We start from the raw sequence: 23,101 nt of genomic DNA, 5'->3' as shown, positions 1-23,101 counted from the left end.
TTTCCTATGGCTTCAGAAGATGGATTAACCAGACGTAATTTCCTGGCTGGCATAATGACTATGGGCTTGGGCAGCAGCATCGGCTCCGGTTTACTGCTCACCTCCTGTTCGGATAAGGAAAAACAGATTTCTTTGCATCCCGTCAACGAGCTATATATACCGGAACTTCCGGATAAAGCGATTGACGGAAAACCGATAAAGGCAGCATTAATAGGTTGCGGAGGGAGAGGTATCGGAGCAGCTTTCAACTTTTTAGAGGCAGGGGATCATCTGTCGATAATGGCTTTGGCGGATCTTTTCCCTGATAAACTGGAAACTGGACGGCAACGACTGAAAACAGGAAAAAACGTGGATATCCCTGACGAATTATGTTTTACCGGCTTCGATGCCTATCAGAAGGTCTGCGAGCTACCTGTCGATCTTGTATTGATAGCTTCTCCCAACTGTTTTCACCCCGAACAGATGAAATATGCCATAGAAAAAGGGAAACACGTCTTTGTTGAAAAACCGGCAGCTATTGATCCGGCAGGTTACCGCACCTTTCTGGCAGCAGCTAAACAGGCTCTAAACGTAGGTATCAGTGTCTTACCCGGTACACAATACCATTTCGACCGCCAATTTGTCGCTTCCTTCCGGAAAGTACAAGAAGGAATGATCGGACGGATCATATCCGGATATGTCTATTACCACACGGGACGCGACCAGCACATCGTACGCCATCCCGAATGGACAGATATGGAATACATGATTCGCGGCCATTTCAACTGGAACTGGGTAAATGGCGACCAGATCAGTAATATGCTGGTTCACTGGATCGATGTATTTAACTGGTTCTCTATGTCTAAACCGATAAACGTCATAGCTTATGGCTCCAGGATACGTAAAAATATCGGGAATGTATACGATAACTTCAGCATGCATTTTGAATACGAGAATGGGGTCACATTAGATGGCATGGTACGGAGAATCGATGGTTGCGACAACGGAGCCGGTATCATCATCCACGGAGAGAAAGGCTCCTGGCACAGCTGTGACTTTTCCATTCGGGACAGGAACGGTGAAGTGATCTGGCAATACGACCGTGAAGAAGCAAAAGCTAAGTTCAAAGTACATGATATGTACACGCTCGAACATATCATGCTGATAAACCATATTCGGGAAGGGATAGTTCTGGATATAGCGGAAACAGCCGCTACGTCCGCCCTAACCGCTGTCATGGCACGTGAATCAGCCTATTCAGGGAAAAAATATACCTGGGAGCAAATAATTTCTTCACCACTGAATACGCTACCGGAAGAAATTGCGCTGGTCGATGTAGACTTGAAGAAGTTTGAAATACCTCTTCCTGGCATTACTTTTACAAAAGACGAATAACCGGTTATCGAATAGATAAATTAAAGAAGAGACTGCCCTCACATTACCGGACAGTCTCTTTTTCTTCTGTGTTAAAGATTAATGTCCCCCTGTCTCTCCATCTTTGCTCAACACAATATTACGTGCTACATACGCCTCATTGCCGGCTGCATCCGTGCAATAGACCATCAGGTGATAATTTCCTTCTGTTGCGTTGGCCGGTATCTCTATGTCATGGTGATGGATATGCGTATTCTTCTGGCCTGATACATCCCATGACCCGTTAAATGCAAAAGCGACCGTCTCGCCTGTCGCCGCTTTCGTATGTTCGTGCCCGTCGAAGTTATTGTGTATCTCGACCTTATAAGAGCCAAGCATCACATTATCCGACAGATCCATTTCAAAATGAATGGAAGAGCCCGGCTTCAACATCGCTCCCTCTTCGGGTTCGATCAGGTTGATGACCGGCTTTGTCGTGTCGCCGTCCTTTTCATCGTCCGAACAAGATACAAACAAGGCAGCTACTGCCAGAATACTAACTATCGATAGATAAAATGCTGTTTTCATTTGAGTAATTTTTTAAATGGAATCTTTATTAATAACTGGAAGTTACGTCCCGGCTCCGGGATCTCTACCTTCCGATAAAAACTGAGGTGATTGTAATATTTCGTATTCAGTAAATTCCGGGCAGACAGAGTAACCTCTATATCCGTCCCGCCCATAGGAATACGGAAGCCGGCACCCAGATGCAACAATTGCGCACCCGGCGTGGGATCTTCATTCCGGGCTACCCGGTTCTGATCGGCTATATACTGATGCTCCACATAAAAACGCATCCGTTTCTTCTCCCACGAAAGCGTGTTCCGCAGGGAACCCGGGGGAGAGAAACTAAGCGGTATATGTTCGTCACAGTTGTAGGTGTAGACATACTCACCTCCCAATTCATAACTGAGATGCAACGGCAGATCGACCTTTGCCGAAAGTTCCCCACCGGCAAAAAGAGCCTCGGCTCCCGTATAGCGGTAAATCTGCCCGGCATGTGGAAGTACGGACCATTCGCCGGTCGGCTTCAAATAGATATAGTTGCTGAACCAACTGACAAACGGAGAAAAGGTAACCGAAAAGAACTTTCCAAAGAAGGAATAAGCCATATCCAGCTGCCAGCCCCGTTCGGAGTCCAGGTTCGGGTCGCCCTGCTCATGCCGGAAAGTGCCGTGATGCACCCCGTTGGAGGCCAGCTCGTTCGCTCCCGGCAAACGGAAGCTATGCCCTACATTGACTTTCACCAGATGCTCCCTGGCCGGCGACCAGACAACACCCAACGAAGCGGAGTAATCGCCGAACCTCCTGTCTACCGCATGGCTGCGTACCTTATTCCCGTCGATGACTGCCTGGTCGTAACCTTGCTCTTGAAGATAAGTAGCCAGATAAGCATCCGTGAAAGGGCTGATATCCGTTTTACCTATATCATAACGCAGTCCGCCGCTGACAGACAATACATCCGTCGGTTTATAAGTAGTCAGCCAGGAGAAGCCTGTTGTAAAACGAGTATATTCCGGCAGCAGGAACGAGTACCCCGAAATGGTATTCCGCTGGTACTGCAAGTCCCAGCCGGCGCTATGATCCCAAACCTGAGAACCGGTAAGCCGCACTTTCACTCCCGAACTGAACGTATTCAAGGTAAAAGCCAACTCTTTGTCCGGATCTATGTCGGGCACAGGCTGCGTGCCGTAATGGGTATGGAACAAGCTCCATTCCTCCCGGTGGTTATTCTGGTATCCCAGATCCCACTGAAGCAATAGCTTCTCCCAGGCATACTCCTGATGGGTAGTCACCTTCAGGTGATTGACAAAACTGTAAGGCAGCTCGATGTTCCGCGAGCTACCGTCGTCCTCCACCCGCAACGGATCAGGAATGCCGTGAGCACCCGGAAAGAAACCGACCTTCTGATAAGCGTTGCTGACCGCATAATTTCCCATATAACCGTTCTTCCGGTATTGGGTAAATAAGCTCGCATCACGCTCGAAGCCGGCCGTATTCTTCAACCGGCGGTTATATACAGGAATCTTCTGAGTCAGGTAGTTGATCGTATCCGTCGGGATACGGTAATCGCCGAAATGCTGTTCCGAATAACGCAGTTTCGTGAACCAACGGTCTTTCTTCACACCCAGCATCAGGGAGCCGCCGAACAGCCCGTTGACCGACTTTCCCAGCAAATCCACCTCACCGAACACCTGGTCGTCAAACGGAGGCGCCGCCTGGGTAATCTCGACCACCCCGCCCATCGCATCACTCCCGTACAGGAGCGAAGCCGGCCCTTTCCTTATGTTAACCTGTTCTACATTGAAAGCATCTATTTCAAGCCCGTGGTCGGCTCCCCACTGCTGGCCCTCCTGCTTGATACCGTTCTCCGTCACCGATACCCTGTTGAAGCCCATACCACGAATCACCGGTTTCGAAAAACCGGAACCGATATCCATCGAATGAACCCCGGGAAGTTGTTCCAGGGTCTGCATCAGATTGCCGGAGAAATGCTCTTTTAGAAATTCTTTCCCAACCACATCCAAATGGAGTGTCGTATTCTTGTTCCGCAGATACTGGTAGTTTTCAGTAACCACAATCTCGGAAAGCGACACACTTCGGAGCGAGTCGGGATCTTGGGCATGAAGGGTACCTATACAGCATACCACCAGCATACCCGGAATTATTCCGATACGCATAAGTTGACAATTGAAAATTGATAATTATAAATTGAAAATTAACGGGATGCCGAATGGCATCTGTCAACAACAGGCAGGCGGAGCACGGAGATTAGGTGAATAAGAAAGCTGAAAAACCTTCTTACCCGGGAAAGTAATACGCTCGACAGGACTGAGCGCAAGTATAAAATGTAAATCAAGTGAATACGATTCGAGGAACGGCGAAAGGAAGAAATTACAAATCAGACAGTGGTCGGGGTTTTGAGAATGTTCTTCCCCTTCATCGGCATGCGAAGCAGTGCAGCAAGTCACCTCTTTCAGTTCATGCCTATGCGCGATCTTCACGACGAAGAACGGAAGCATGACCAAAAGCAATGACCACGCCAGGAATACCTGTTTTCTTCTTTCTGCCTTCACAATGGGTCTGTTGGAGTGATAAATAATCCTTATTGCCACGACAAATATATAGATATTCTCTTTCCCGCTGTAATCATTAGATGCTAATTATTGCCAATAAACAAGAATATCTTACTTTTGTGTGGCAAATACAAATAAGAAATGCAGATCATACCCAAAGCTAATACCTTACGCAAAAGCGTACTCTTATACCGGGGCATACGGTACCGCCGCGGTTACGGGGTGCATTCGCCTTTCGTCTTCAATCTGATAACGAAGGTGATCGAGGAACGTTGTTCGTATTATAGCTTTTACGATATAGAGCTGATCCGGAAACAGCTTCTTTTCCGGAACGATATCATTACCTATCCGGACAGGCAACAGAAAGGGAAACTGCGCCGCCGTACGATCGGAGAAATAGTGGAACGCGAAGCGATCAAGCCCAAACACGGGGCATTGCTCTTCCGGTTAACCAACTATTTCAAGTCACGGAATATACTGCAACTGGGTCCGTCGATGGGATTATCCACCCTCTACCTGACCTCCTATGCACCCGGATTAAAATGTATCGCCCTGGAAAATGTACCGGAGTTCGCGCCTATCGCCCGGATCGCTTACGAAAAAGGGGCTCACAACCCGATCGACCTGCGTACCGGAACAAACAATGAACTGCTTCCTCAAGCGCTGGAAGAACTAAAACAGGTAGATTTTGTATTTTTTAATAGCTTATATGAACAACATAATAACGTTTGGTTGTTTAATGAATGTATTAAGTATGCACACGACGGCTCAGTCTTTGTCTTTGAGGGCATCAAAGCCAGTCGTAAAATGAGGGAATTTTGGAAAGAAGTCTGTACGCATCCGGAAGTGACAGTAACGATCGACCTCTATTCGATGGGTATCGTATTCTTTAATAAGAAATTGCATAAACGCGATTATATTGTTTACTTCTGACGGCGGTACTGTAAGGGCGGTTCGCGAACCGCCCCTACCAACGACACTATATTAAGAATATCGAATAAAAAAAGAAGTATATGAAGAAAAGTATTATTTATACCGGTGGCGGTGATAAGGGCAAAACATCCCTCGTAGGAGGCCAACGGGTATCAAAGGCGCACCAGCGCATAGAAAGTTATGGTACGGTGGATGAGCTGAACTCATTCATCGGATTGCTTATCACCGCCCTCGACGACCAGGCGGATATCGATTTTCTTTCTTTTATCCAGCATAAACTGTTTACCATCGGTTCTTACCTGGCTACCGACCAGGAAACGACCGAGCTGAAAATAGAAAGCAAAGTCACCCCCGAAAGCATCACCCGTATCGAACGTGAAATAGACCGCTTGGACAGTGAGTTGCCCCAGATGAGAAATTTCATACTGCCCGGAGGAAGCCGTTCGGCCTCGCTGGCACATGTCTGCCGTACCGTCTGCCGTCGCGCAGAGCGCCAGATCTATCGCCTGGCCGAAACAAATCCGGTGGAAGAGCCTGTACTTATTTTCATGAACAGACTATCTGATTATCTGTTTGTTCTGGCCCGGAAAGAGTGTATAAAGAATAATGGCAAAGAAATTATTTGGGATTATACTTGCAACTAAGAAATATTGTTTTATTTTTGCGGAAAAAATGAGAACCTGACTGTCTTCGGACAGTTGTTAATACTAGACAACTATGTATTGGACATTAGAGTTAGCTTCAAAACTGGAAGACGCACCCTGGCCTGCAACCAAGGACGAGTTGATTGATTATGCACAACGTTCCGGTGCGCCACTGGAAGTGATTGAAAATTTGCAGGAAATGGAAGACGAAGGCGAGATCTACGAATGTATGGAAGACATCTGGCCTGACTATCCAAGTAAAGAAGACTTTTTCTTCAACGAAGAAGAATATTGATGTGCTGTAAACACAACGTATTGAAATAAAAGCGAGGTAGTGGGCCTTCAAGGTTCCCTGCCTCGTTTGTTTTTTTGCGATAAATACAATTTATGCCTTTTTGCTGCGTTATTGTAGGGGTGAAACCTATTTCGCCACGTTAGTTATAGTTTAAATGAAGAGAGTCTTCTTGTTTATTATTGCATTGATTACCTGTACGGCCGGCGTGCGGGCCCAGGACGATGTGCAGTTAAGCCAGTACTTTTTGGGCATGGGATATTACAACCCCGCCTATGCCGGAACGACAGGAGACTTGAACATGCTCGGCTTCTTCCGCCAGCAATGGATCGGCATGCCCCAGGCGGGAACTTCCTTCTTCGTGATCGCCGATATGCCGCTGACGTTCGGAAAAACAAACCACGGCGTAGGACTGGTTGTCAATACGGAAAGTATCGGGCTTTTCACGAATACAAAAGTCGCCGCCCAATATGCCTACAAACAGAAGCTGTTCGGAGGAACATTAAGCATCGGATTGCAGGGAGGTATATTCAACAAAGGTTTCGACGGAACAAAAGTATATATCCCTGAAAGCGATTATCACCAGCAGGAAGACGAAGCAATCCCCCGCACCGCAGTACAGGCCATGGCCCTCGACGTAAATGCCGGTGTTTACTACACACACAAGAATTTTTACGTCGGTTTCGGAGCTACCCACCTGACAGCACCGGAGATGCAGTTCGAAGAAAATGCTTATACATACCTCTCTACCGGATTAAATTTGACAGGTGGATACAATATTCAATTTAATAATCCGTTGTATGAATTACAGCCTTCTGTATTCCTGAAGACGGACATGCAGACGTTCCAGGCGGATATCACCGCCCGGATGGTATATAATAAAATGTTTAACGGAGGTCTTTCCTGGCGTGTGAATGAATCGGTAGTAGTATTATTGGGAGCCACATTCGGCAGATTGCAAGTCGGATATGCTTACGACTTCCCTACCACGGCGATATTAAAGGCAAGTACCGGCAGCCACGAGGTGGTGGTAAGGTATCAGTTGAAGTTGAAGAAGACAAAAACAGGAAAGAACAGACATAAAAGTGTACGTATATTATAGTATATGAAAAAAGTATTATTAGTACTTATGGCAGTAGCCTTGCTTACCTCATGCGGTAAATCCCTTTCCGGAGCGGGAGGAGAAGTTACCGGGGTACGGTCAGTGGCTTTTAATGAACCCTCGCCTTATGGCATGGTTCTGATCAAAAGAGGTTCGTTCGAAATGGGACCGGCAGACAAAGACTCGTTGTGGGGGATCAATCCTGAAACAAAAGGGGTTTCTTTCGATGCCTTCTGGATGGACGAAACAGAAATAACCAATGCCAAATACCGTCAGTTTGTCTACTGGGTACGCGACTCAATCATCCGCGAACGCCTGGCCGACCCTGCTTATGGTGGCAACGACCTGTTCAAGATCACCGAAGACCGGTATGGCGAACCCGTGACTCCGCATCTGGACTGGAGCCGTCCGATCCCCTGGAAACGGGCGAACGAAGACGAGTTGCGCGCTATCGAAAGCGTATACTACGTACATCCGATCACCGGAGAGAAACGTCTGGACGAAAAACAGATGGTCTATAAATACGAATGGTACGACTATACATCGGCCGCCCTTCGCAAGAATCGCCTAGATCCGGGCGAACGCGTGCGCAACACCGACATCCAGGTTAACCCGAACGAGATCGTAACAATCTCGAAAGATACGGCCTACATCGACGATGACGGTAATATCATCAACGAAACCCTTACCCGTCCGCTCAGCGGCCCCTGGGATTTCCTCCATACCCGCATCGTAAATATTTATCCCGACGAAACCTGCTGGATAAACGACTTCAACAATGCTTACAACGAGCCATACATGCGTATGTACTTCCAGCACCCGGGATACGACGATTATCCCGTAGTAGGTGTCTCCTGGGAACAGGCTACCGCTTTCTGCGTATGGCGTACAGATATGTTCAAACAATCCCTGAACTTCCCGTCCGGACAGGCCATCGAGCCGTTCCGCTTGCCGACAGAAGGCGAATGGGAATATGCGGCACGTGCCGGAAAGAACGAGAACAAATACCCCTGGGCAACCGACGAATTGCAGAACGCCAAAGGCTGTTTCATGGCAAACTTCAAGCCCGGAAAAGGAAACTATACGGAAGACGGACACCTGATCCCTTCACGGGTAGGTTCATTCGCTCCGAACGAATTCGGCCTGTATGACATGGCCGGTAACGTGGCGGAATGGACATCCACCATGTATTCGGAATCGGGCCCGAGCCAGATGAGCGACATGAATCCGGACCTGCGCTACAATGCAGCCAAGGAAGACCCGTATGCCATGAAAAAGAAGGTGGTACGCGGCGGTTCATGGAAGGATGTAGCACAGTTTATCCGTTCGGATATGCGCACATTCGAGTTCCAGAACGAAACACGTTCGTACATCGGTTTCCGTTGCGCACGTACACAAGTCGGGTTCTCCCGTTCAAAAGGAAAGAAGTAATAACGTAGGGGCGGGGTCTGCCCGCCCTCTTAAAAATAGAAACATACAACATTATGGGAAAATATAGAAGATATAAAAACAGAATAGAGATGTTCCTTTCCAGCGACATGGGAAAGAGAGTACTGAACTTCTGTTACAGCTGGGGAGCATCTATCGTTATTATAGGTGCCTTGTTTAAGTTGCTGCACGTGCCATATGCAAACTGGGTATTGGGTATAGCCATGACGGTAGAAGCACTGGTATTCTTTATCTCTGCCTTCGAACATCCTTCGAACGAATATCACTGGGAAGAAGTATTCCCGGTTCTGAAATCAAAGAACCCGATGGACCGTCCCGACTTCGCAGGCACAGGTGTTGCCGGCCTGATCAACTCGGAAGACAACCTGGAAGACGATAATTCCGGCAAAGGCATCAACATAAATGTCGGCGCGGCAAAGAAAGCAGCTATCGCAGGCGACCTGGGAGGAGCTTCCGTACTGAGTAACCTCGATGTCAGCGAAGAAGACACAAAGAACCTGAGCGAAAGCATCAAGAAACTGAGCGGTGCAGCCGAACAGATCTCCAAGATGGCCGAACTGACCGAAGCTACCCAGAAGTATCTGGAACAATTGTCGGGCATGTCCGAAAACATGGAACGTTTCAGCCATGTCACCAACTCGCTGACCGATGTTTCAGACACATTGCTTAACTCATATAAGAGTATCACCGACAATTCGGACGGTATCAACCAGAACTCACGCGGTTACGTACAGCAGATGGAAAACCTCAACCGCAATATCTCCGGTTTGAACACTATCTACGAAATACAATTGAAAAGTATCAGTTCACAGATCGAATCGATCGAACATATCAACGGCGGCCTGAACCGTATCCGCGAAATGTACGACGGCTCGGTAACCGACAGCTCGGTCTTCCGCAACGAAACGGAAAAGATGACCCGCCAGCTGGCTGAACTGAACCAGGTATACAGCCGCTTGCTGCAAGCCATGACTGTCAATATGGGTGGCGCCCCTGCTTATCAGCAACCGGCTCCGCAGCCCCAACAGCCACAGCCTGCTTACCAGCAACCGACAGCCTATCAGCAGCCGTACCAGCAACCGTACGGGTATCAGCAACAGGCTCCGTATACAAACAATCCCGGCCAGCAACAAGCCGGTAGATAACAAACAAACGAAACTGAAGAAAAATGTCTGGAATAGCAAATAATCCCAACTCGCCCCGTCAGAAGATGATCAACCTGATGTATCTGGTGTTCATCGCGATGATGGCACTGAATGTGTCGTCGGAGGTTCTCGATGGTTTCGAGTTAGTGGAAGACAGTTTACGAACGTCTATCGATAACTCGTCCCACCGAAACGATATCGTGTCCGGCGAACTGGCAGCCTATTACCAAAGTAACCCCGAAAAGGTGAAAGAATGGTACGACAAAGGCAAGCAGGTCAAGACGGCTTCCGACAGCCTGTATAACTATGTACAGGAACTGAAAGAGCGTATCGCAGTCATTGCCGACGGAAAGAATGCCGACGTAAATAAGATCGACCATAAAGACGACCTCGAAGCCGCTTCACGTGTCATGCTGGCACCGGTCACCGGTGAAGGCAAGAAGCTGCGCGAAGCTATCGACTCTTATCGTTCCATGATGGGAGAAATGGTGGAAGATACCGCCAAGACCCGTGTCCTGGAAGCGAGCCTGAGCACAACCCCTCCCCACAAAGCCGGTATCAATACCCGCACATGGGAAGAGGCCCTGTTTGAAAATATGCCGGTAGCGGCTGCCGTTACTTTATTGACCAAGCTGCAAAGCGATATCCGTTATGCGGAAGGTGAAGTACTGAATAACCTGTTGAACAGCGTCGATGTAGGCGACTATCGTGTGAACCAGATGACGGCACAGGTCATCCCGGAAAGCCAGATCGTTATGCGCGGAGGCCAGTACAAGGCAAACATCGTCCTATCGGCTGTCGACTCTACGAAACGTCCGACCGTATTTGTCAACGGTAAAGAACTGCCGGCCGAAAGCCGCGGTCAGTTCACTACTATCGCAGGAGCCCCGGGAACTTATCCTATCAAGGGATATATCGAAATGCCGAACAATGACGGCAGCATAATGCGTCAGAACTTCGAAAGCGAATATTTCGTGACCGAACCGAGTGCCACCGTTGCACCGCTATTGATGAACGTATTATATGCCGGTATCGCCAACGATATGCGTATTGCCGTACCGGGTGTACCGAGCGGAAACATAACAGCTACCATGACAAACGGAACCCTGACCCGCAAAGGCGATATCTGGGAAGCCCGTCCGTCGAAAGTAGGAACCGACGCCGTTATATCCGTCAACGCACGCATGGCCGACGGCCGCAGTGTGGAAATGGCAAAGAACACCTTCCGTGTACGTGCCCTGCCCGACCCGATGCCATACATCGAGTATAAAGACCAGAACGGCAACGTTCGTAAGTTCCGCGGAGGCAACATGACCAAGCGTAACCTGGTCGAAACAGAAGTCCTGCAGGCTGCTATCGATGACGATATATTGAATATCAAGTTTGACGTATTACGTTTCGAACTGTTGTTCTTCGACTCTATGGGAAATGCAATTCCCGAGGTATCCCAGGGCCCCCGGTTCTCGGATGGTCAGAAAGACAGAATACGTCGTTTAACAAGAGGCAAACGCTTTTTCATAAGAGGTGTAGTAGCCAAAGGCCCCGATGGTCTGGAACGTACCCTCACACCGATCGAAGTCATTGTAAATTAAATGTAGGGGCGGTTCGTGAACCGTCCCAAATAAGGATATAAAATATGAAACGTTTTTATTACATACTGGCAATTGCAAGCGCTCTGTTCTTCACAGCCACCTCGATTCAGGGGCAGGAAGAAACAAGCAACACCCAGCAACGGGCAAGAAGAAGCCCGCAGGCCACCCGCGGAGAACGGGCTTCTGATAAAAAAGACACCGGTATTCCCGAACTGACCGTACGGGCACAGGATATGAACGAGCGTATGACACAGGAAGTGGGTAACGCCCGGTGGATGCGTGTCATGCTACGTCAGATAGACCTGATGAAAGAAAAGAACGCTCCGTTGTATTATCCGGTTACTCCGATGAACGGACAGATGAACCTTTTCTCCATCATCTTCAGTCTGATCAGCGAAGGTAAAATAGATGCGTACCAGTATGAGGACGGTTACGAAGATTTCAGCGAAGGCAATAAGATAGACCTGAAAAAGATGCTCGACAGTTTCGGCATCTATTACGAAGAGGTTCCCGGAAGAGGAACTGAAGGGACTACATTCGTCATCAACGAAAGCGACATACCTTCTGAAACCGTTCGTAGTTATTACGTAAAAGAGGCTTGGTATTTCGATCAGAATAACTCCGTCTTCGATGTAAAGACACTGGCTATCTGTCCGATCATGACAAGTTCGGGTGATGTGGGTGAAGTCACCATGCCGATGTTCTGGGTTCCTTACGAAAGTATCCGTCCGTATATCAACACCGCATTCATCATGACGTCCAACATCAACAATGCCATGACGTTCACCATCGATGATTATTTCCGCCGCCGTATGTTCGAAGGAGATATCATCAAGACACAAAACCTGATGAACCTGCCGTTGCAGGCTTATTGCCCTACTCCGGACTCATTGAAGAGAGAGCAGGATCGCATCGAAGGCCAACTGGTAGCCTTTGAAAAGTCTCTCTGGTTCCAGCCCGACACAACCCGGGTAGAAGACCCGAAAGCTGCTAAAAAGGCAACCAAAGCCTCAGCCCGCGGACAGAAAGGAGCCACTACCGAAAAGGCAGTCAAAGAAAAGACAGTCAAGACAAAAGCTCCGAAAGCCCAAAACTCCTCTCCGGTTCGTAGCGTGCGTCGCAGAAGATAAAAAAAGATACTCCCTTCCATAGTGTCGGGAGTACCTTTTCCCCTCTCGAGAGGGGGCAGGGGGTGTGTTAGAACATCCTCAACAACCAGCTCCCCGCAGCATAAATCATCAACGCGTATCCGGCTGTGACGGCAAGCTGCTGCCGGAACTCTCCCCTGAACCGCTTCCGTACCCCGAGAGTGTCAACAACGCCCCGATGCAGGCCAGGACGATTTCGGTACGGTCCGCCCACGAGGCCGTCATCCCCAGTATCACCAGGTACCACACGAGCCACTTCCGGCTGATTGTCCGGCATAGCCACTTCTTCTTTTTTCCCATCTGTCTCCTTCTTTTTAAGGTTCAACAAAAAGCCCAACAGGGCCCTGATAAATTGCAGGATTTGTCTTAGTTTGTTCATTGTTGTTGATTGTTTGTTATTATCAATTGTAAGAGTCACAGTTATTATCAGAAATGAATGTCGTGTCGTAGGTAGGGGCGGTTCGCGAACCGCCCTTACAGGCGCCGTCATAACGGAACAGGTAGGTTCGACCGTAGGGGCGGGGTCTGCCCGCCCTTCTTCACCGGTTGTTATATTATTGTCGCAAAGGGCGGGCAAACCCCGCCCCTACAAAACCTGTCATTTGGGTTCAATATTTTCTAACCTCACGCCACCTCCCCCTGTACCCAATCATACATATCTCTTAAAGAGGCCACCTTTTGGGTAATAGCCACCAGGTTACGGCGATACTGTTCACGGTTATCACCGTTCTGTTCAGAGATGTAAGGGCTGTAAGCGATCTCTTTGGCATAAGCTTCGGGGCGCTGGCTGAAACTCCAGGCACGCGGGTAACCGGTAAAGATCAAGCGGGCAAAATCGAGGAAAGAAAGCTCCGGAGAGGCATAATGCCGGAAACGGAGTGTTCCGTGCGGGCCTTTTACATCCGCCACTGCTCCATACCAATAGTCATTCGCAGCACCGTAGCCCATGATCCCGAAATAGTTATGATGTTCCGTTGCCAGGGAGGAAGTCCCCCACCCGCTTTCGAGCGCGCCCTGCGCCAGAATGACCAGCGGGTTCATGTGAAACACTTGTCCGGCCTTTTCGGCAGCCGGCAGGCAACTCCGTAAATAATGTATCTGCTTATCCATAATTGATCGCTTTTTAGTTGTATATCAATATAATAATTCGTATATTTATTCTGTTCAAACCTTCAAATACAAACCGTATGGAAAATTCATTCAATCAGAACAGAGTATGGGGCTGGGGCGAGCTTGCCCTCCAATATTTTCCCAACATATCACAGAAAAGTGCAACAATGCAACTACTGAAATGGGTACGCGTAAGCGACAAGCTCGTCAGCCAGTTAGAGTCGTCAGGATGGCATCCCCGTAAGAAATACCTTACGCCCAGGCAAAAAGACTATATCGTAGAACACCTGGGCGAACCCTGAAGCAGGAAGGAACAATAGCTATTCGATTACCGGACGGTCGTCTTCACCATCGCCTCCTCCTTCCTCTTCCTTCTTCTCAGACGGGTCGGGAATACGTTCGAATGCATAGTTATTCATCGACTCTCTCAATACCTTACCGGGTCGAAACACGATCCGCTTACTTTTGATCAGCGCCTGGTTGAACTCCTTTTTCGTCTGCGTTCCTGTACTGCCGAACTGCAACTGGAAACTACCCAGTTCGCCCACCTGTACGATCTCCCCTTTCCCCAGGCTACGCTTCATCACATTGACCAGTTCGTCCAGAATCAACTTCACATCCCCGGAAGAGGCCGTCGAAGTCATCGAGATCAGGTCACACAATTCATACACGTCGCATACACCCGCCGCCTTCGCATTGGCATAATACAACTGACTCCCTTCCACAGCATCCTTGCGCAGGTCCTTACGCAACACCAATTTGTACTTTGCTGGCATAATCATTCAAATTTAAAGTTAAACATCCTGTTTATTAATCACATAACAAAGATACGACCACCCCTTTCCGCCCGGCGGAAAGGGGCGGAAAGACAGAGAATAAGTGGAAAGACAGGGAGAGATAAGGAATAAACGCCTATAGGAAAGTGATCGGGGAAAACACGCCCGGAATATAAAAATACCCTATAAGGTAACCCAAGCTACCCTATAAGGTATCAGACTTTCCCCTATACCCTGTTGCAAGTCTCCCTACAGGGTAAAACGCTGGACATCAGGAGATATGAAAAGTTTAGGACAGAAAAGGACAAAAAGGACACCGGCACAGTTTTCAGACAGACACCCGTTTTCAGACAGCCCCGCAGCCATCGTTCAGGCAGCGGGAGGGAGGTTCTTACGGTAAACGCCGGCAGAGAGGCGGGTGATATACAGCGGTTCCAAACGGGAAAGATGGCGTCGTACGGTACGGTCGTTTATCCGGGCGGCCTGGCTCAGGGTATAAAGTTCCGAGAGGGTGAACCGCTCGGGCAATTGTTCGAATATCTGCCGGAAATAATCGGGACAGGTAAGCTCCGGGATCTGAGAGGCTTCTTCCAGCTGTGTCATCAACAGGCGGCTGTGTTCGAGGCAGACATCCACGATCGACAGGGCGGCATGAAAATGGGCGGCACTGCAATACCGCTCGTCTACCCCATAATCGAGCGAAGCTGCATCGAGCGCCGTAAAGAGCATGCAGAGACGGTAGGCTATCAATCCGTGACGCTTCACCACACTCAGGAAATGGTCGCTACCGAAAAGATCGGTTTCACGCAACAGGCAACTGAAATGCACATTCAGTTCCTGCCATTGCTGCGGGGTGAGCCGCACCTGCAGGCGGCGTTTACGCAACAACAAGGCCATATCCAGCACCCGTTCGGAAAGCGTACCCAGATGGAGCTCGAACTCCCGCGCATCGCCGGCCGACGAAACATCCTGCCACACGGCTTCGCTACGGCAGGTGTATAACAGCAGACGGCTCACCAGGCCATTTTCGACATCCGGCACCAGACGGGAGAATTGTCCCGGCGTGCCGGCCAGCAAGATAGCCAGGCGTGGATGTTCGATACGGATCATTTCGTTATCGGTCTTACGCGACGAGGCCACAGGTTCGTGATGAAAGGCCTTGCGCAACAGATCGTCGAACAGGCCGTAATCCTGCTTACCGGCACTTATCAGGGTGTCGATCTCACTGTCGGCCATCAGTGCCCCCAAGTCGCCGTTTTCGGCCAGGTGAACCAATAGCTTCGCCTTGGTGATCTGGGTAGGAATAAAGAAATAGCAGGTGGATGCTTTCTGCGGGGCATCGGCCACCCGGACCGCCTTTTTCGTGCGGCGCGATTCCGCTTTCTTCAACTCCCACTCTTCGAGGGCCTGCAGGTAGTCTTGCTCCTTGCGCCCGGTTTCCGTCTCGATCAGTGAAGCATAGCGGTCGGCCAGACGTCGCATATCGTTGATACAACCTTTGCCGTTGGCAGCAGGGGCAATCTCGACGGTATAGAGATGGGGATAGACGCGCTTGCGGTTATATACGCCCCACACGCCGGGCAGACAGGCACTGAGCACGGTGCAGGCCGCCAGCAGGGCCATGTCGCGTTCGCGGGGATCGGTGTAGAAACGGAGGGCATCGCCCAGCAGCGGGGGAAGCTGCGAGGTGATATTTTCAGGGAGAAAAGGGGTACGACGGCGAAGCTCCTCACCTGAAATTGTGCCGGTGTCCTTTTTGTCCTTTTCTGTCCTAAACCCGGCAGGAGCCACCGAGTATTCGGGTTTATTCCCCTCATACGCAGAGGATAACGCACTTTTTATTTCTTCGGCCGAGAAGTCGGAGGCTTGCAACAGGGGGATGCAAAAAGCCGCCGTTTCATCCAGCGGGAAGCCCTTCCGGTTAGCTTCGCAGCCGAGGCGGTAGACCGTCTGGTTGCGGTTGCCTTCCGCCATCGGATGACGGGCCAGCCATTCCTCAACAAAGAGCTGCACGGGTGAAAGGGAGGCGACAGTGAAGACCTCCGCCTCCGGATTATACCAGGCCTCCGGATCATCGCTCACATAGCAACAACGGCAGATGTCTTTGCAGACACGGTCGCACGCCAGTCCCGACAGCTGTTCGTAATAGGCAGCCACAGCGGTAAAGGCATTGATATGCATTTCGCGGTCGGTATCCACCCGCACGAACACTTTCAGTCCTTCGCCACCGGGGCTGACGAACAATCCCAGTGTGTACTTCTGCGCCCGAAAGAGGGCGGCCAACCCGGAAGGGTCGGCCACATGGTCGAAGTCGAGCCCTGTAACCCGGGAGTAAATCTCCAACTGGTCGGCCCGATGACCGCGACGAAACACCCCCGAAGGGGTGAAACCAGGCAGCTGTCCTTTCAGCTTTCGGGCTTCTTCCTTACGTCCTTCAGCCAGGGCGGCACGGTAAGCGGTTATCTCATGCATCCAGCGGCGGGTGCGGATCAGGATAATGATCTCTTCCAATGAACGGGATTCTGATGCAGGTAAATACAATTTGTGAAAAAAGGAAACAGCGGGTGTTGTATTCATAATAAATTGTTTTATGGCAACTAGGCCGGTTTAGTTGTCTACAAGATACCCAATTCCATACTTGCCACCAAGCATACGAAATGACCGCTTCCGGCACTCCCCAACACAACGCAAAGGCTGTATAACAGGCCTTGCAGCAATGGTTTCCTGCCGAAAACGGTCGATCGGTATGCGGAAGGGGGAAAAATTTATTTCCCGAATCTTTCGGCATCTTCCGACATATAGTAATAACGCTCCACGGTAGCGGCATCGACCTCAAAGTCGAAGATGGCATACATCAGGCGATAAAGGCGGCCATCAGGGTGTGCTCCGGCACTTTCCTTCAACATCCGGTCGATGTGTTTCATTCCGAAAGCGACCTGCTGATGTCGACCGACGGGTACGGGCTGACGGTCTTCAGGATAAATCACTGCAGCCCCGAGGCGTTCGGCCAGGAGCTTCTTATAGCTTTTCAGCTTCCGTTCGTTACTACGCGACAATTTGCCGTCGTTTTGTTTCACCTGGCGCAACCGTTCGATCTCGCCATGCAGTGCATCCAATGAAAGGGATGCAGGGGTTTGTTGTTTTTTTTCATTTGGAAGTAATTGATGTAATTATTATCAAATACGAAACCCCGGAAGACGAATCCCCCGGGGCTTGTTTTTGTCTGTTGTAGCTCTTCACAGAGATCGAACAGAAGAACTTTATTTCATTACTTTAGTATTAATACTGACTGCTTATTCGCCCATCGCGGGCTAATTAGTTGATTCAAGTACAGGCATCAACCGCGCAGTCAATTTAAATTTATTGATTATAAATAGTTTCTTATTTTACGATTGCTTTAACAGCTGCTTCGCCTTCTACGGCTACTACTACTACACCTGCAGGTGCAGAGATTGTAGCGTTATCAGAAGAGATTACTGTGTTAGCTACTGTCTGGCCAAGAACGTTAGTGATTGTAACAGTCTTGCCTTCGGCACCCTTGATGATGACTGCACCTGTAGTTGCTACTACCGATACTTCAGAAGCTGTGATACCTTCGTTGGCAACAGGATTTCTGGTTTCGTCTTCGTTCAAATTGAAGATGTCACCGGCATCTTTTCCTTCTTCTACCACTACTGTACCGTTGATCCATTTCAGGTAACCTGTGTTAGATACAACATCCTTTACATCCAGGTCACCGTCTTTCCAGTTCTTTCTCTGAGTCTGGATCTTGAATGTTCCGGCTGCATAATCTACATAATGGAATGCGAACTTAGCAATGTTGAAATCAGGTGTTCCCAATTCAAGTTTTACGTATTCGCCGTTGTTACGTTGGATATACAATGTATCGTTCAGGTGGTAACCGTCTACGAATGCCAACTTAGCACGTACTTCACCGGCTTCGTTTTTGTCGATATACGGGTTGTTACTATGCAGGTGTTTTGCTTCGTATACATTTGCCGTATCCATCAGGTTAATCAGGAAGCGGCCTTTCAGGTAATGACTCTTCACTGCATCCGGACATGGTTTGCCGTTGTTGTGTTCGTCTCTCCAAGCCTGCGTGTTGTGTTCCGGGTTAAGCGGACAAACAGCGTCGGTTACTTCTGCTGCATTCACTGCCAACAGATACTGGTAGCGAGTGTTTTCACCGCCTTCACGATTTACATAAGCGGTATCTACGAAGATAGCCGGGTTGATGTTCTTGAACTGATTTACGTTGTCGATATTCAGGAAGCTAGGAGCCTGGCCTTCTACCAATACGCTTGCGTCACGTTTTTCGTAAACTACCTGTGAGTCGTTTTCTTCACGATAGATACGGATTGTATCACCCATCGATACCTTACGGTATTCAGGTACGTTAAGAACTTGTACTTTCATCAGGTCATTACCCTTTACAGAGTAGTTTGCAACGTTGTTCAACAGGTTCGTTGAGCTACCGGCATAGATCTTATTGCTAAACGGATTGCCATAAGGAGCTACAGTATTATCTGAGTTCTTCTTATCCATATCCAGCGTTACGAAATGATATGTGCTGTCGGGACGCATCTTCAATGCGAAACGAGTAGCATTGGCTTCTACCTTGTTCTTATCGCAGATATAGAAATCGCCTGCTTCCAAAGACTCGTCGTTATACTTCACATATTCGCTGTTGGCAGCATTCTGGAACAGATACGGAAGGATTGCCAAGGTGTCGGGAACAGAAGTTACCTGATCATTCTTGATAATGCTTACATTACTGATTACAAGAACGGTGTCGATCACAGCATCTTTCACTGTTTTACCGTCAACCGTCCAATCTTTTTTGTCGATAGACAGATTCCATTCGCCGGCATTGTCTACATTACCATCCATACCGATCTTATGGGTTCCCTGGTTTTCAGCCCAATACATCTGCTGAGTTACATTTCCTACCTGGTTTAATGCGCTCAGGTGGTAACGTTCGTTGCGCAACTGGTTGTCTTTGGCTACCATGAAACCATCATATTTATTGATGTCTTTCACGTATGACAAACGGATCGTGTCTCTGTAAGATACTTCTTTTCCGCTAGCGTCGGTTACCTTAAACACATACTCTACAGAATATACATCCGGAGTATCGGTAGTATACAGATTCACCACTCCTGATTTAACTGTCGGCTGTTCACGGTTAGTGAAAACGATCTTACCGTCTGCACCAGAGATAGCCCACTGAGTTTCAGGAGAACCGGCCAATACTTCGGTATTCAGAGTTGCATAACCCATTCCCATATTACCATTGCTATTCAAACCTACGGTCAAAACTTTACCGAAACGATCCAGATTACCATTAGCACCTGTTACTTTCTTCGTATTTGCATAATGGATATTAACGAAGCGGCCACCCTTAACCAAGTCTTTAATCTTAGCTGTTTTGCTGCTTCCGGCTACTACATAAGGATATACATCTGAATCGGCTTTACCGGTAGTTGTTGTCAACAGGTATTCACCTTCTACTTCGGCAATGTATAAACGACCTCTAGACGTAGGATTATCAGACTCCCAGCCGCGACTACTCAACGACACTTCAACAATCAAATCCTTACTGTCAGAACCCGAGTCGTGAGAAATACTGAACCACGAGCCATATGCTTGTACTCCAGGACGAAACAACTCTTCCTCAGTAACAAGACCAAATTTGTAACCTCTCGTATATTGTCCCTTACCATTCAGATCACTACTTTCTGTACCCCAAGTCTGGTTTAATTCTTCCTGAACAAAGTTCTTTAGTAAAACAACATACTTACCTTCTGCCGTTTTCAGTTGATACACACCATTTAACATACTTACAGCCGTCAACTTGCCAGCAAACGCTTCAGCACCCTTGATCGTGGCATTCTTATCTTTTGCCACATCGATAGTCAAGCTGAAACCGCCACCTTCTATACTGTTCAACTCTTCAGCAGTGTAAGCTTGGGCAGGAGCTTCGTAAAGTCCCCAGGTAGCAACCGCAATACCCATACCAGCATCAGTAGTAGGAACACCGTCTTTTGAGTGAACAGGTTTATTCCCTTTATTCAGCAATACAAAACCATTGTTGTACTTTCCGTCATTTTGAACAGTAAACAATTCACCATCCAAGTTCAGGGTATGACCGGCTTTGTTCTTGAATTGATAACTGCATGCTCCGGTTGATGAAATAGATGTTTCTGTTACTTTCCAAAGAGCATTGTCACTAGAAGAGGCACCAGCAATTACTTCCAAAATCGTTCCATCATAAGCTACAGAGCCCGTCCCATTCGCCGACAGCAAATAATAAGTATCTTTATTAATGCTGGATACCAATTTCTGACCGGATAAGTTTTCCTTTGCCGGATTGGTTATTGCAGATAATGTATTAACAACTTCGCCATACGTATCTGTTCCACTCATTAAAGTAGGAGTCGGACCACTAAAGACGAAAGAAAACTCAGAACCTGATTCAGTTACAGCCCAAGAAGCGGTAGCAGCAGCCTTTGATACCATCGGCTTCACCGTTAATTGACAAACCTTTTCTTTTGCATTGGATAATGCCAAAGAGGTATATTTACCATCTTTTAATGTCCATGAATAAGCCTCTGCCGTATTGGTTGTAGGAGCAACTTCTGTTTCTACTACGACTTTGCCTTTAATCATCACGTATTTACCTGCCACCTGAAGATAAGTAGGAGTGCCGATTGCTTTTGTATCAGCTGTTACATTGACAGTCTTACCGTCTGCTGCGATCTCCACACCTACTACACCAGGCAGTATAGGCTGTTCGCCTGCAGCTGCTTCTGTTTGCCAGAAAGCGATTTCGACAACGCCATCGGTAGTTTCATCACTTTTGTCAGCAGTAATCAGCTTAACAGCACCGTCAGCTAAAGAAAGTTCTTTAGTGTCAGTATGCAATTCGCCACCGGCTGTATAAGAAGTGAAGACAACAGCGTCTTTAGCGTCTTCTGCTAAAACCAATGCACCTCCATCCTCTGCAACAAACCAACCGTTGTAGTCTTCTTCGTCTGCTTTAATTGACAGTGTAAAGCCACCTTCTACTGCATTGACAGTCCAGATGTCTTTAGTAGCATCAGTAATTTCTGCAGAACTCCCTTGCTTCAATTCGTAAACTGCAGGAACCTCAGCTGTGTATTCTGCGATTAAAGCATAAGTACTCTCCGCATCAATTGCGTCGTTTACTGATCCAGTAGTTAATGCAATCACCTGACCGACAGCATCGGCTACAAGAACAATACCTTTTGCGGCATCACTCTCAGATCCTGTAAAATAAACCAAAGCTGTTCCGTTTCCAAATGAAGGAGCAGCACCTTCCCCAACGGTCAAGGTTGCATCTGATCCAGCGTCCTTCACCAACTTTCCCTCAGCTATCTTCAATGCTACTGCATCAGCAGCATCCAATGATAATGTAGCATCGCCTTTTAGATAGGCTACTACATCATTACCTTCACCATTCAGGAGAGCCAGGTTATATTTAAAATCACCTTCTTCACCCTGAATTGCAACCAATTTCCATTTTGTAGCAGTAGCCCAATCTGTAGCGGTGACGGCTGTCTGTGTTGCTGCCTCTGCAGGAGTACCTGTCCCATCTTTAAGACCGGCAGTCAAAGCAACAGCTTCATCTGTCAGCGCCGTACCAATGGCAAAAGAAGATTCCGCCGCAGGAGTTAGCCCCTTAGTCAGCGTCACCACCTTTGCATCTACCGTCGAAAATACACCGGCTGCCAGTAAGACAGCCACCAACGTAGAAAACTTTTTGTTCATAATTCCTAATTTAATATTAATAATAGTGTTTTTGAAAAACTCGCTCATCAACGGATTCATCAAGGCTGATTATAGCTAATGACTAGCTAAAACGTTCCTTTTTTCTCGTCATTCTTTCCCCTATGATTTGACTTCGTGTAGGAAATGTCGAATTTTATCCTAACTTTGCTGTCCTATTGATAATAAAGCATATAGGTTGAGTAAAAAATATAGGAGAAAGTATTGCCTATTCAAAAGTTATGTCTACTTTTGCTGACGAGAAAAAAGGAACGTTTATTTTAGTCACTACGCAGAGTTCGTAACAACCTATAAAACTACACCTTAGAGTTTATTTTCAGCCACTACAACCAGCAGTAAAAGAAGCTTTTGACCATTTATAACTCACTAATAATCAGCATACTTGATTTAGACTCTTCAAAAGAGATTGTTAAAAAAGGAAAATCGAGCCTATTTTAAGAACAAAAAAGGGCCATCGCTTGAAACGACAGCCCTAATACATTATAATATAGATAAGGATCTTACAGATTATTGATTTCTTCTTCGTGTCCTTGAACATGCCCTTCGACATTAGCATAATCCACAATATTCTTGCAGTCACGATATATCTTAAAGCCCCGGAAGACGAATCCCCCGGGGCTTGTTTTTGTCTG

At 48.0% G+C, this 23,101-nt stretch carries 19 protein-coding genes; 10 read left to right on the top strand and 9 right to left on the bottom strand.

Annotated elements, in window-relative coordinates; all coding sequences use genetic code 11:
* The first annotated feature begins 6 nt into the window (after positions 1-6).
* A complete protein-coding gene (locus M1P97_RS10090) occupies positions 7-1,374 on the top strand; it encodes a Gfo/Idh/MocA family protein (protein ID WP_249388999.1) in 1,368 nt (455 codons plus the stop codon).
* Between the two features lie 78 nt (positions 1,375-1,452).
* Here the strand turns inward: M1P97_RS10090 and M1P97_RS10085 are convergent, their stop codons facing one another.
* The 3 genes from M1P97_RS10085 to M1P97_RS10075 form a co-directional block, all read right to left on the bottom strand.
* Positions 1,453-1,920 (bottom strand): DUF4625 domain-containing protein, encoded by a 468-nt coding sequence (locus M1P97_RS10085; protein WP_249388998.1) that lies wholly within the window; start codon positions 1,918-1,920, stop codon positions 1,453-1,455.
* Complete coding sequence (locus tag M1P97_RS10080) at positions 1,917-4,073, bottom strand: TonB-dependent receptor (protein ID WP_249388997.1); 2,157 nt, start codon at positions 4,071-4,073, stop codon at positions 1,917-1,919. The genes M1P97_RS10085 and M1P97_RS10080 overlap by 4 nt, the downstream gene beginning before the upstream one ends.
* Positions 4,074-4,136: 63 nt before the next feature.
* Positions 4,137-4,469, bottom strand: a complete 333-nt coding sequence (locus M1P97_RS10075) for a hypothetical protein (RefSeq protein ID WP_249388996.1) — start codon at positions 4,467-4,469, stop codon at positions 4,137-4,139.
* Positions 4,470-4,610: 141 nt separating this feature from the next.
* Between M1P97_RS10075 and M1P97_RS10070 the strand changes: the two genes are divergently transcribed.
* From M1P97_RS10070 to porN, 8 genes are all read left to right on the top strand, one after another.
* Positions 4,611-5,402, top strand: a complete 792-nt coding sequence (locus M1P97_RS10070; RefSeq protein ID WP_249388995.1) for an O-methyltransferase — start codon at positions 4,611-4,613, stop codon at positions 5,400-5,402.
* Between the two features lie 80 nt (positions 5,403-5,482).
* A complete protein-coding gene (locus tag M1P97_RS10065; RefSeq protein ID WP_195370328.1) occupies positions 5,483-6,046 on the top strand; it encodes a cob(I)yrinic acid a,c-diamide adenosyltransferase in 564 nt (187 codons plus the stop codon).
* 73 nt (positions 6,047-6,119) lie between these two features.
* On the top strand, positions 6,120-6,341 hold the full coding sequence (locus M1P97_RS10060; RefSeq protein WP_005633363.1) for a DUF2795 domain-containing protein: 222 nt from the start codon (positions 6,120-6,122) through the stop codon (positions 6,339-6,341).
* 154 nt (positions 6,342-6,495) lie between these two features.
* Complete coding sequence (locus M1P97_RS10055; RefSeq protein WP_249388994.1) at positions 6,496-7,440, top strand: PorP/SprF family type IX secretion system membrane protein; 945 nt, start codon at positions 6,496-6,498, stop codon at positions 7,438-7,440.
* A gap of 3 nt (positions 7,441-7,443) precedes the next feature.
* Positions 7,444-8,871, top strand: coding sequence for a T9SS ring complex lipoprotein PorK/GldK (porK, locus tag M1P97_RS10050; RefSeq protein ID WP_195370330.1), 1,428 nt, complete (start codon positions 7,444-7,446; stop codon positions 8,869-8,871).
* 53 nt (positions 8,872-8,924) lie between these two features.
* Positions 8,925-10,034: a type IX secretion system motor protein PorL/GldL gene (porL, locus tag M1P97_RS10045; protein WP_249388993.1), complete on the top strand. Its 1,110-nt coding sequence runs from the start codon at positions 8,925-8,927 to the stop codon at positions 10,032-10,034.
* Between the two features lie 23 nt (positions 10,035-10,057).
* Positions 10,058-11,626 carry a type IX secretion system motor protein PorM/GldM gene (gene porM, locus M1P97_RS10040; RefSeq protein ID WP_195370331.1) on the top strand — a complete coding sequence of 523 codons (1,569 nt, stop codon included), beginning with the start codon at positions 10,058-10,060 and terminating at the stop codon, positions 11,624-11,626.
* A 44-nt stretch (positions 11,627-11,670) separates the two neighbouring features.
* A complete protein-coding gene (gene porN, locus M1P97_RS10035) occupies positions 11,671-12,756 on the top strand; it encodes a type IX secretion system ring subunit PorN/GldN (protein WP_195370332.1) in 1,086 nt (361 codons plus the stop codon).
* Positions 12,757-12,823: 67 nt separating this feature from the next.
* On the opposite strand, the gene M1P97_RS10030 is transcribed toward porN, so the two are convergent.
* Together M1P97_RS10030 and M1P97_RS10025 are read right to left on the bottom strand one after the other, a co-directional pair.
* Positions 12,824-13,192, bottom strand: coding sequence for a hypothetical protein (locus M1P97_RS10030; RefSeq protein WP_249388992.1), 369 nt, complete (start codon positions 13,190-13,192; stop codon positions 12,824-12,826).
* 206 nt (positions 13,193-13,398) lie between these two features.
* Positions 13,399-13,884 (bottom strand): glucosaminidase domain-containing protein, encoded by a 486-nt coding sequence (locus M1P97_RS10025; RefSeq protein ID WP_249388991.1) that lies wholly within the window; start codon positions 13,882-13,884, stop codon positions 13,399-13,401.
* Between the two features lie 77 nt (positions 13,885-13,961).
* Between M1P97_RS10025 and M1P97_RS10020 the strand changes: the two genes are divergently transcribed.
* Positions 13,962-14,186, top strand: coding sequence for a DUF4248 domain-containing protein (locus M1P97_RS10020; RefSeq protein ID WP_075560192.1), 225 nt, complete (start codon positions 13,962-13,964; stop codon positions 14,184-14,186).
* A gap of 18 nt (positions 14,187-14,204) precedes the next feature.
* On the opposite strand, the gene M1P97_RS10015 is transcribed toward M1P97_RS10020, so the two are convergent.
* From M1P97_RS10015 to M1P97_RS10000, 4 genes are all read right to left on the bottom strand, one after another.
* Positions 14,205-14,660 carry an HU family DNA-binding protein gene (locus tag M1P97_RS10015; protein WP_195370334.1) on the bottom strand — a complete coding sequence of 152 codons (456 nt, stop codon included), beginning with the start codon at positions 14,658-14,660 and terminating at the stop codon, positions 14,205-14,207.
* Positions 14,661-15,029: 369 nt separating this feature from the next.
* Positions 15,030-17,237: a DUF3987 domain-containing protein gene (locus tag M1P97_RS10010; protein WP_249388990.1), complete on the bottom strand. Its 2,208-nt coding sequence runs from the start codon at positions 17,235-17,237 to the stop codon at positions 15,030-15,032.
* 188 nt (positions 17,238-17,425) lie between these two features.
* The gene (locus M1P97_RS10005; protein ID WP_249388989.1) at positions 17,426-17,776 is read right to left on the bottom strand and encodes a hypothetical protein; all 351 of its coding nucleotides are present in this window, start codon (positions 17,774-17,776) and stop codon (positions 17,426-17,428) included.
* A 265-nt stretch (positions 17,777-18,041) separates the two neighbouring features.
* Positions 18,042-22,451 carry a DUF6383 domain-containing protein gene (locus M1P97_RS10000; protein WP_249388988.1) on the bottom strand — a complete coding sequence of 1,470 codons (4,410 nt, stop codon included), beginning with the start codon at positions 22,449-22,451 and terminating at the stop codon, positions 18,042-18,044.
* Positions 22,452-23,101 lie beyond the last annotated feature (650 nt).

The organism is Parabacteroides leei, from assembly GCF_023369805.1.
In the GTDB taxonomy this organism is placed as follows: domain Bacteria; phylum Bacteroidota; class Bacteroidia; order Bacteroidales; family Tannerellaceae; genus Parabacteroides; species Parabacteroides leei.
The sequence above is the reverse complement of the archived record's forward strand: the minus strand, read 5'-3'. Positions and strand labels throughout refer to the sequence as shown.

Bases quoted from the DNA above. Each gene is read 5' to 3' on its own strand.
- M1P97_RS10090 (WP_249388999.1), top strand. From the start codon at position 7: ATGGCTTCAGAAGATGGATTAACCAGACGTAATTTCCTGGCTGGCATA.
- M1P97_RS10085 (WP_249388998.1), bottom strand. From the start codon at position 1,920: ATGAAAACAGCATTTTATCTATCGATAGTTAGTATTCTGGCAGTAGCT.
- M1P97_RS10080 (WP_249388997.1), bottom strand. From the start codon at position 4,073: ATGCGTATCGGAATAATTCCGGGTATGCTGGTGGTATGCTGTATAGGT.
- M1P97_RS10070 (WP_249388995.1), top strand. From the start codon at position 4,611: ATGCAGATCATACCCAAAGCTAATACCTTACGCAAAAGCGTACTCTTA.
- M1P97_RS10065 (WP_195370328.1), top strand. From the start codon at position 5,483: ATGAAGAAAAGTATTATTTATACCGGTGGCGGTGATAAGGGCAAAACA.
- M1P97_RS10060 (WP_005633363.1), top strand. From the start codon at position 6,120: ATGTATTGGACATTAGAGTTAGCTTCAAAACTGGAAGACGCACCCTGG.
- M1P97_RS10055 (WP_249388994.1), top strand. From the start codon at position 6,496: ATGAAGAGAGTCTTCTTGTTTATTATTGCATTGATTACCTGTACGGCC.
- porK (WP_195370330.1), top strand. From the start codon at position 7,444: ATGAAAAAAGTATTATTAGTACTTATGGCAGTAGCCTTGCTTACCTCA.
- porL (WP_249388993.1), top strand. From the start codon at position 8,925: ATGGGAAAATATAGAAGATATAAAAACAGAATAGAGATGTTCCTTTCC.
- porM (WP_195370331.1), top strand. From the start codon at position 10,058: ATGTCTGGAATAGCAAATAATCCCAACTCGCCCCGTCAGAAGATGATC.
- porN (WP_195370332.1), top strand. From the start codon at position 11,671: ATGAAACGTTTTTATTACATACTGGCAATTGCAAGCGCTCTGTTCTTC.
- M1P97_RS10025 (WP_249388991.1), bottom strand. From the start codon at position 13,884: ATGGATAAGCAGATACATTATTTACGGAGTTGCCTGCCGGCTGCCGAA.
- M1P97_RS10020 (WP_075560192.1), top strand. From the start codon at position 13,962: ATGGAAAATTCATTCAATCAGAACAGAGTATGGGGCTGGGGCGAGCTT.
- M1P97_RS10015 (WP_195370334.1), bottom strand. From the start codon at position 14,660: ATGCCAGCAAAGTACAAATTGGTGTTGCGTAAGGACCTGCGCAAGGAT.
- M1P97_RS10010 (WP_249388990.1), bottom strand. From the start codon at position 17,237: ATGAATACAACACCCGCTGTTTCCTTTTTTCACAAATTGTATTTACCT.
- M1P97_RS10000 (WP_249388988.1), bottom strand. From the start codon at position 22,451: ATGAACAAAAAGTTTTCTACGTTGGTGGCTGTCTTACTGGCAGCCGGT.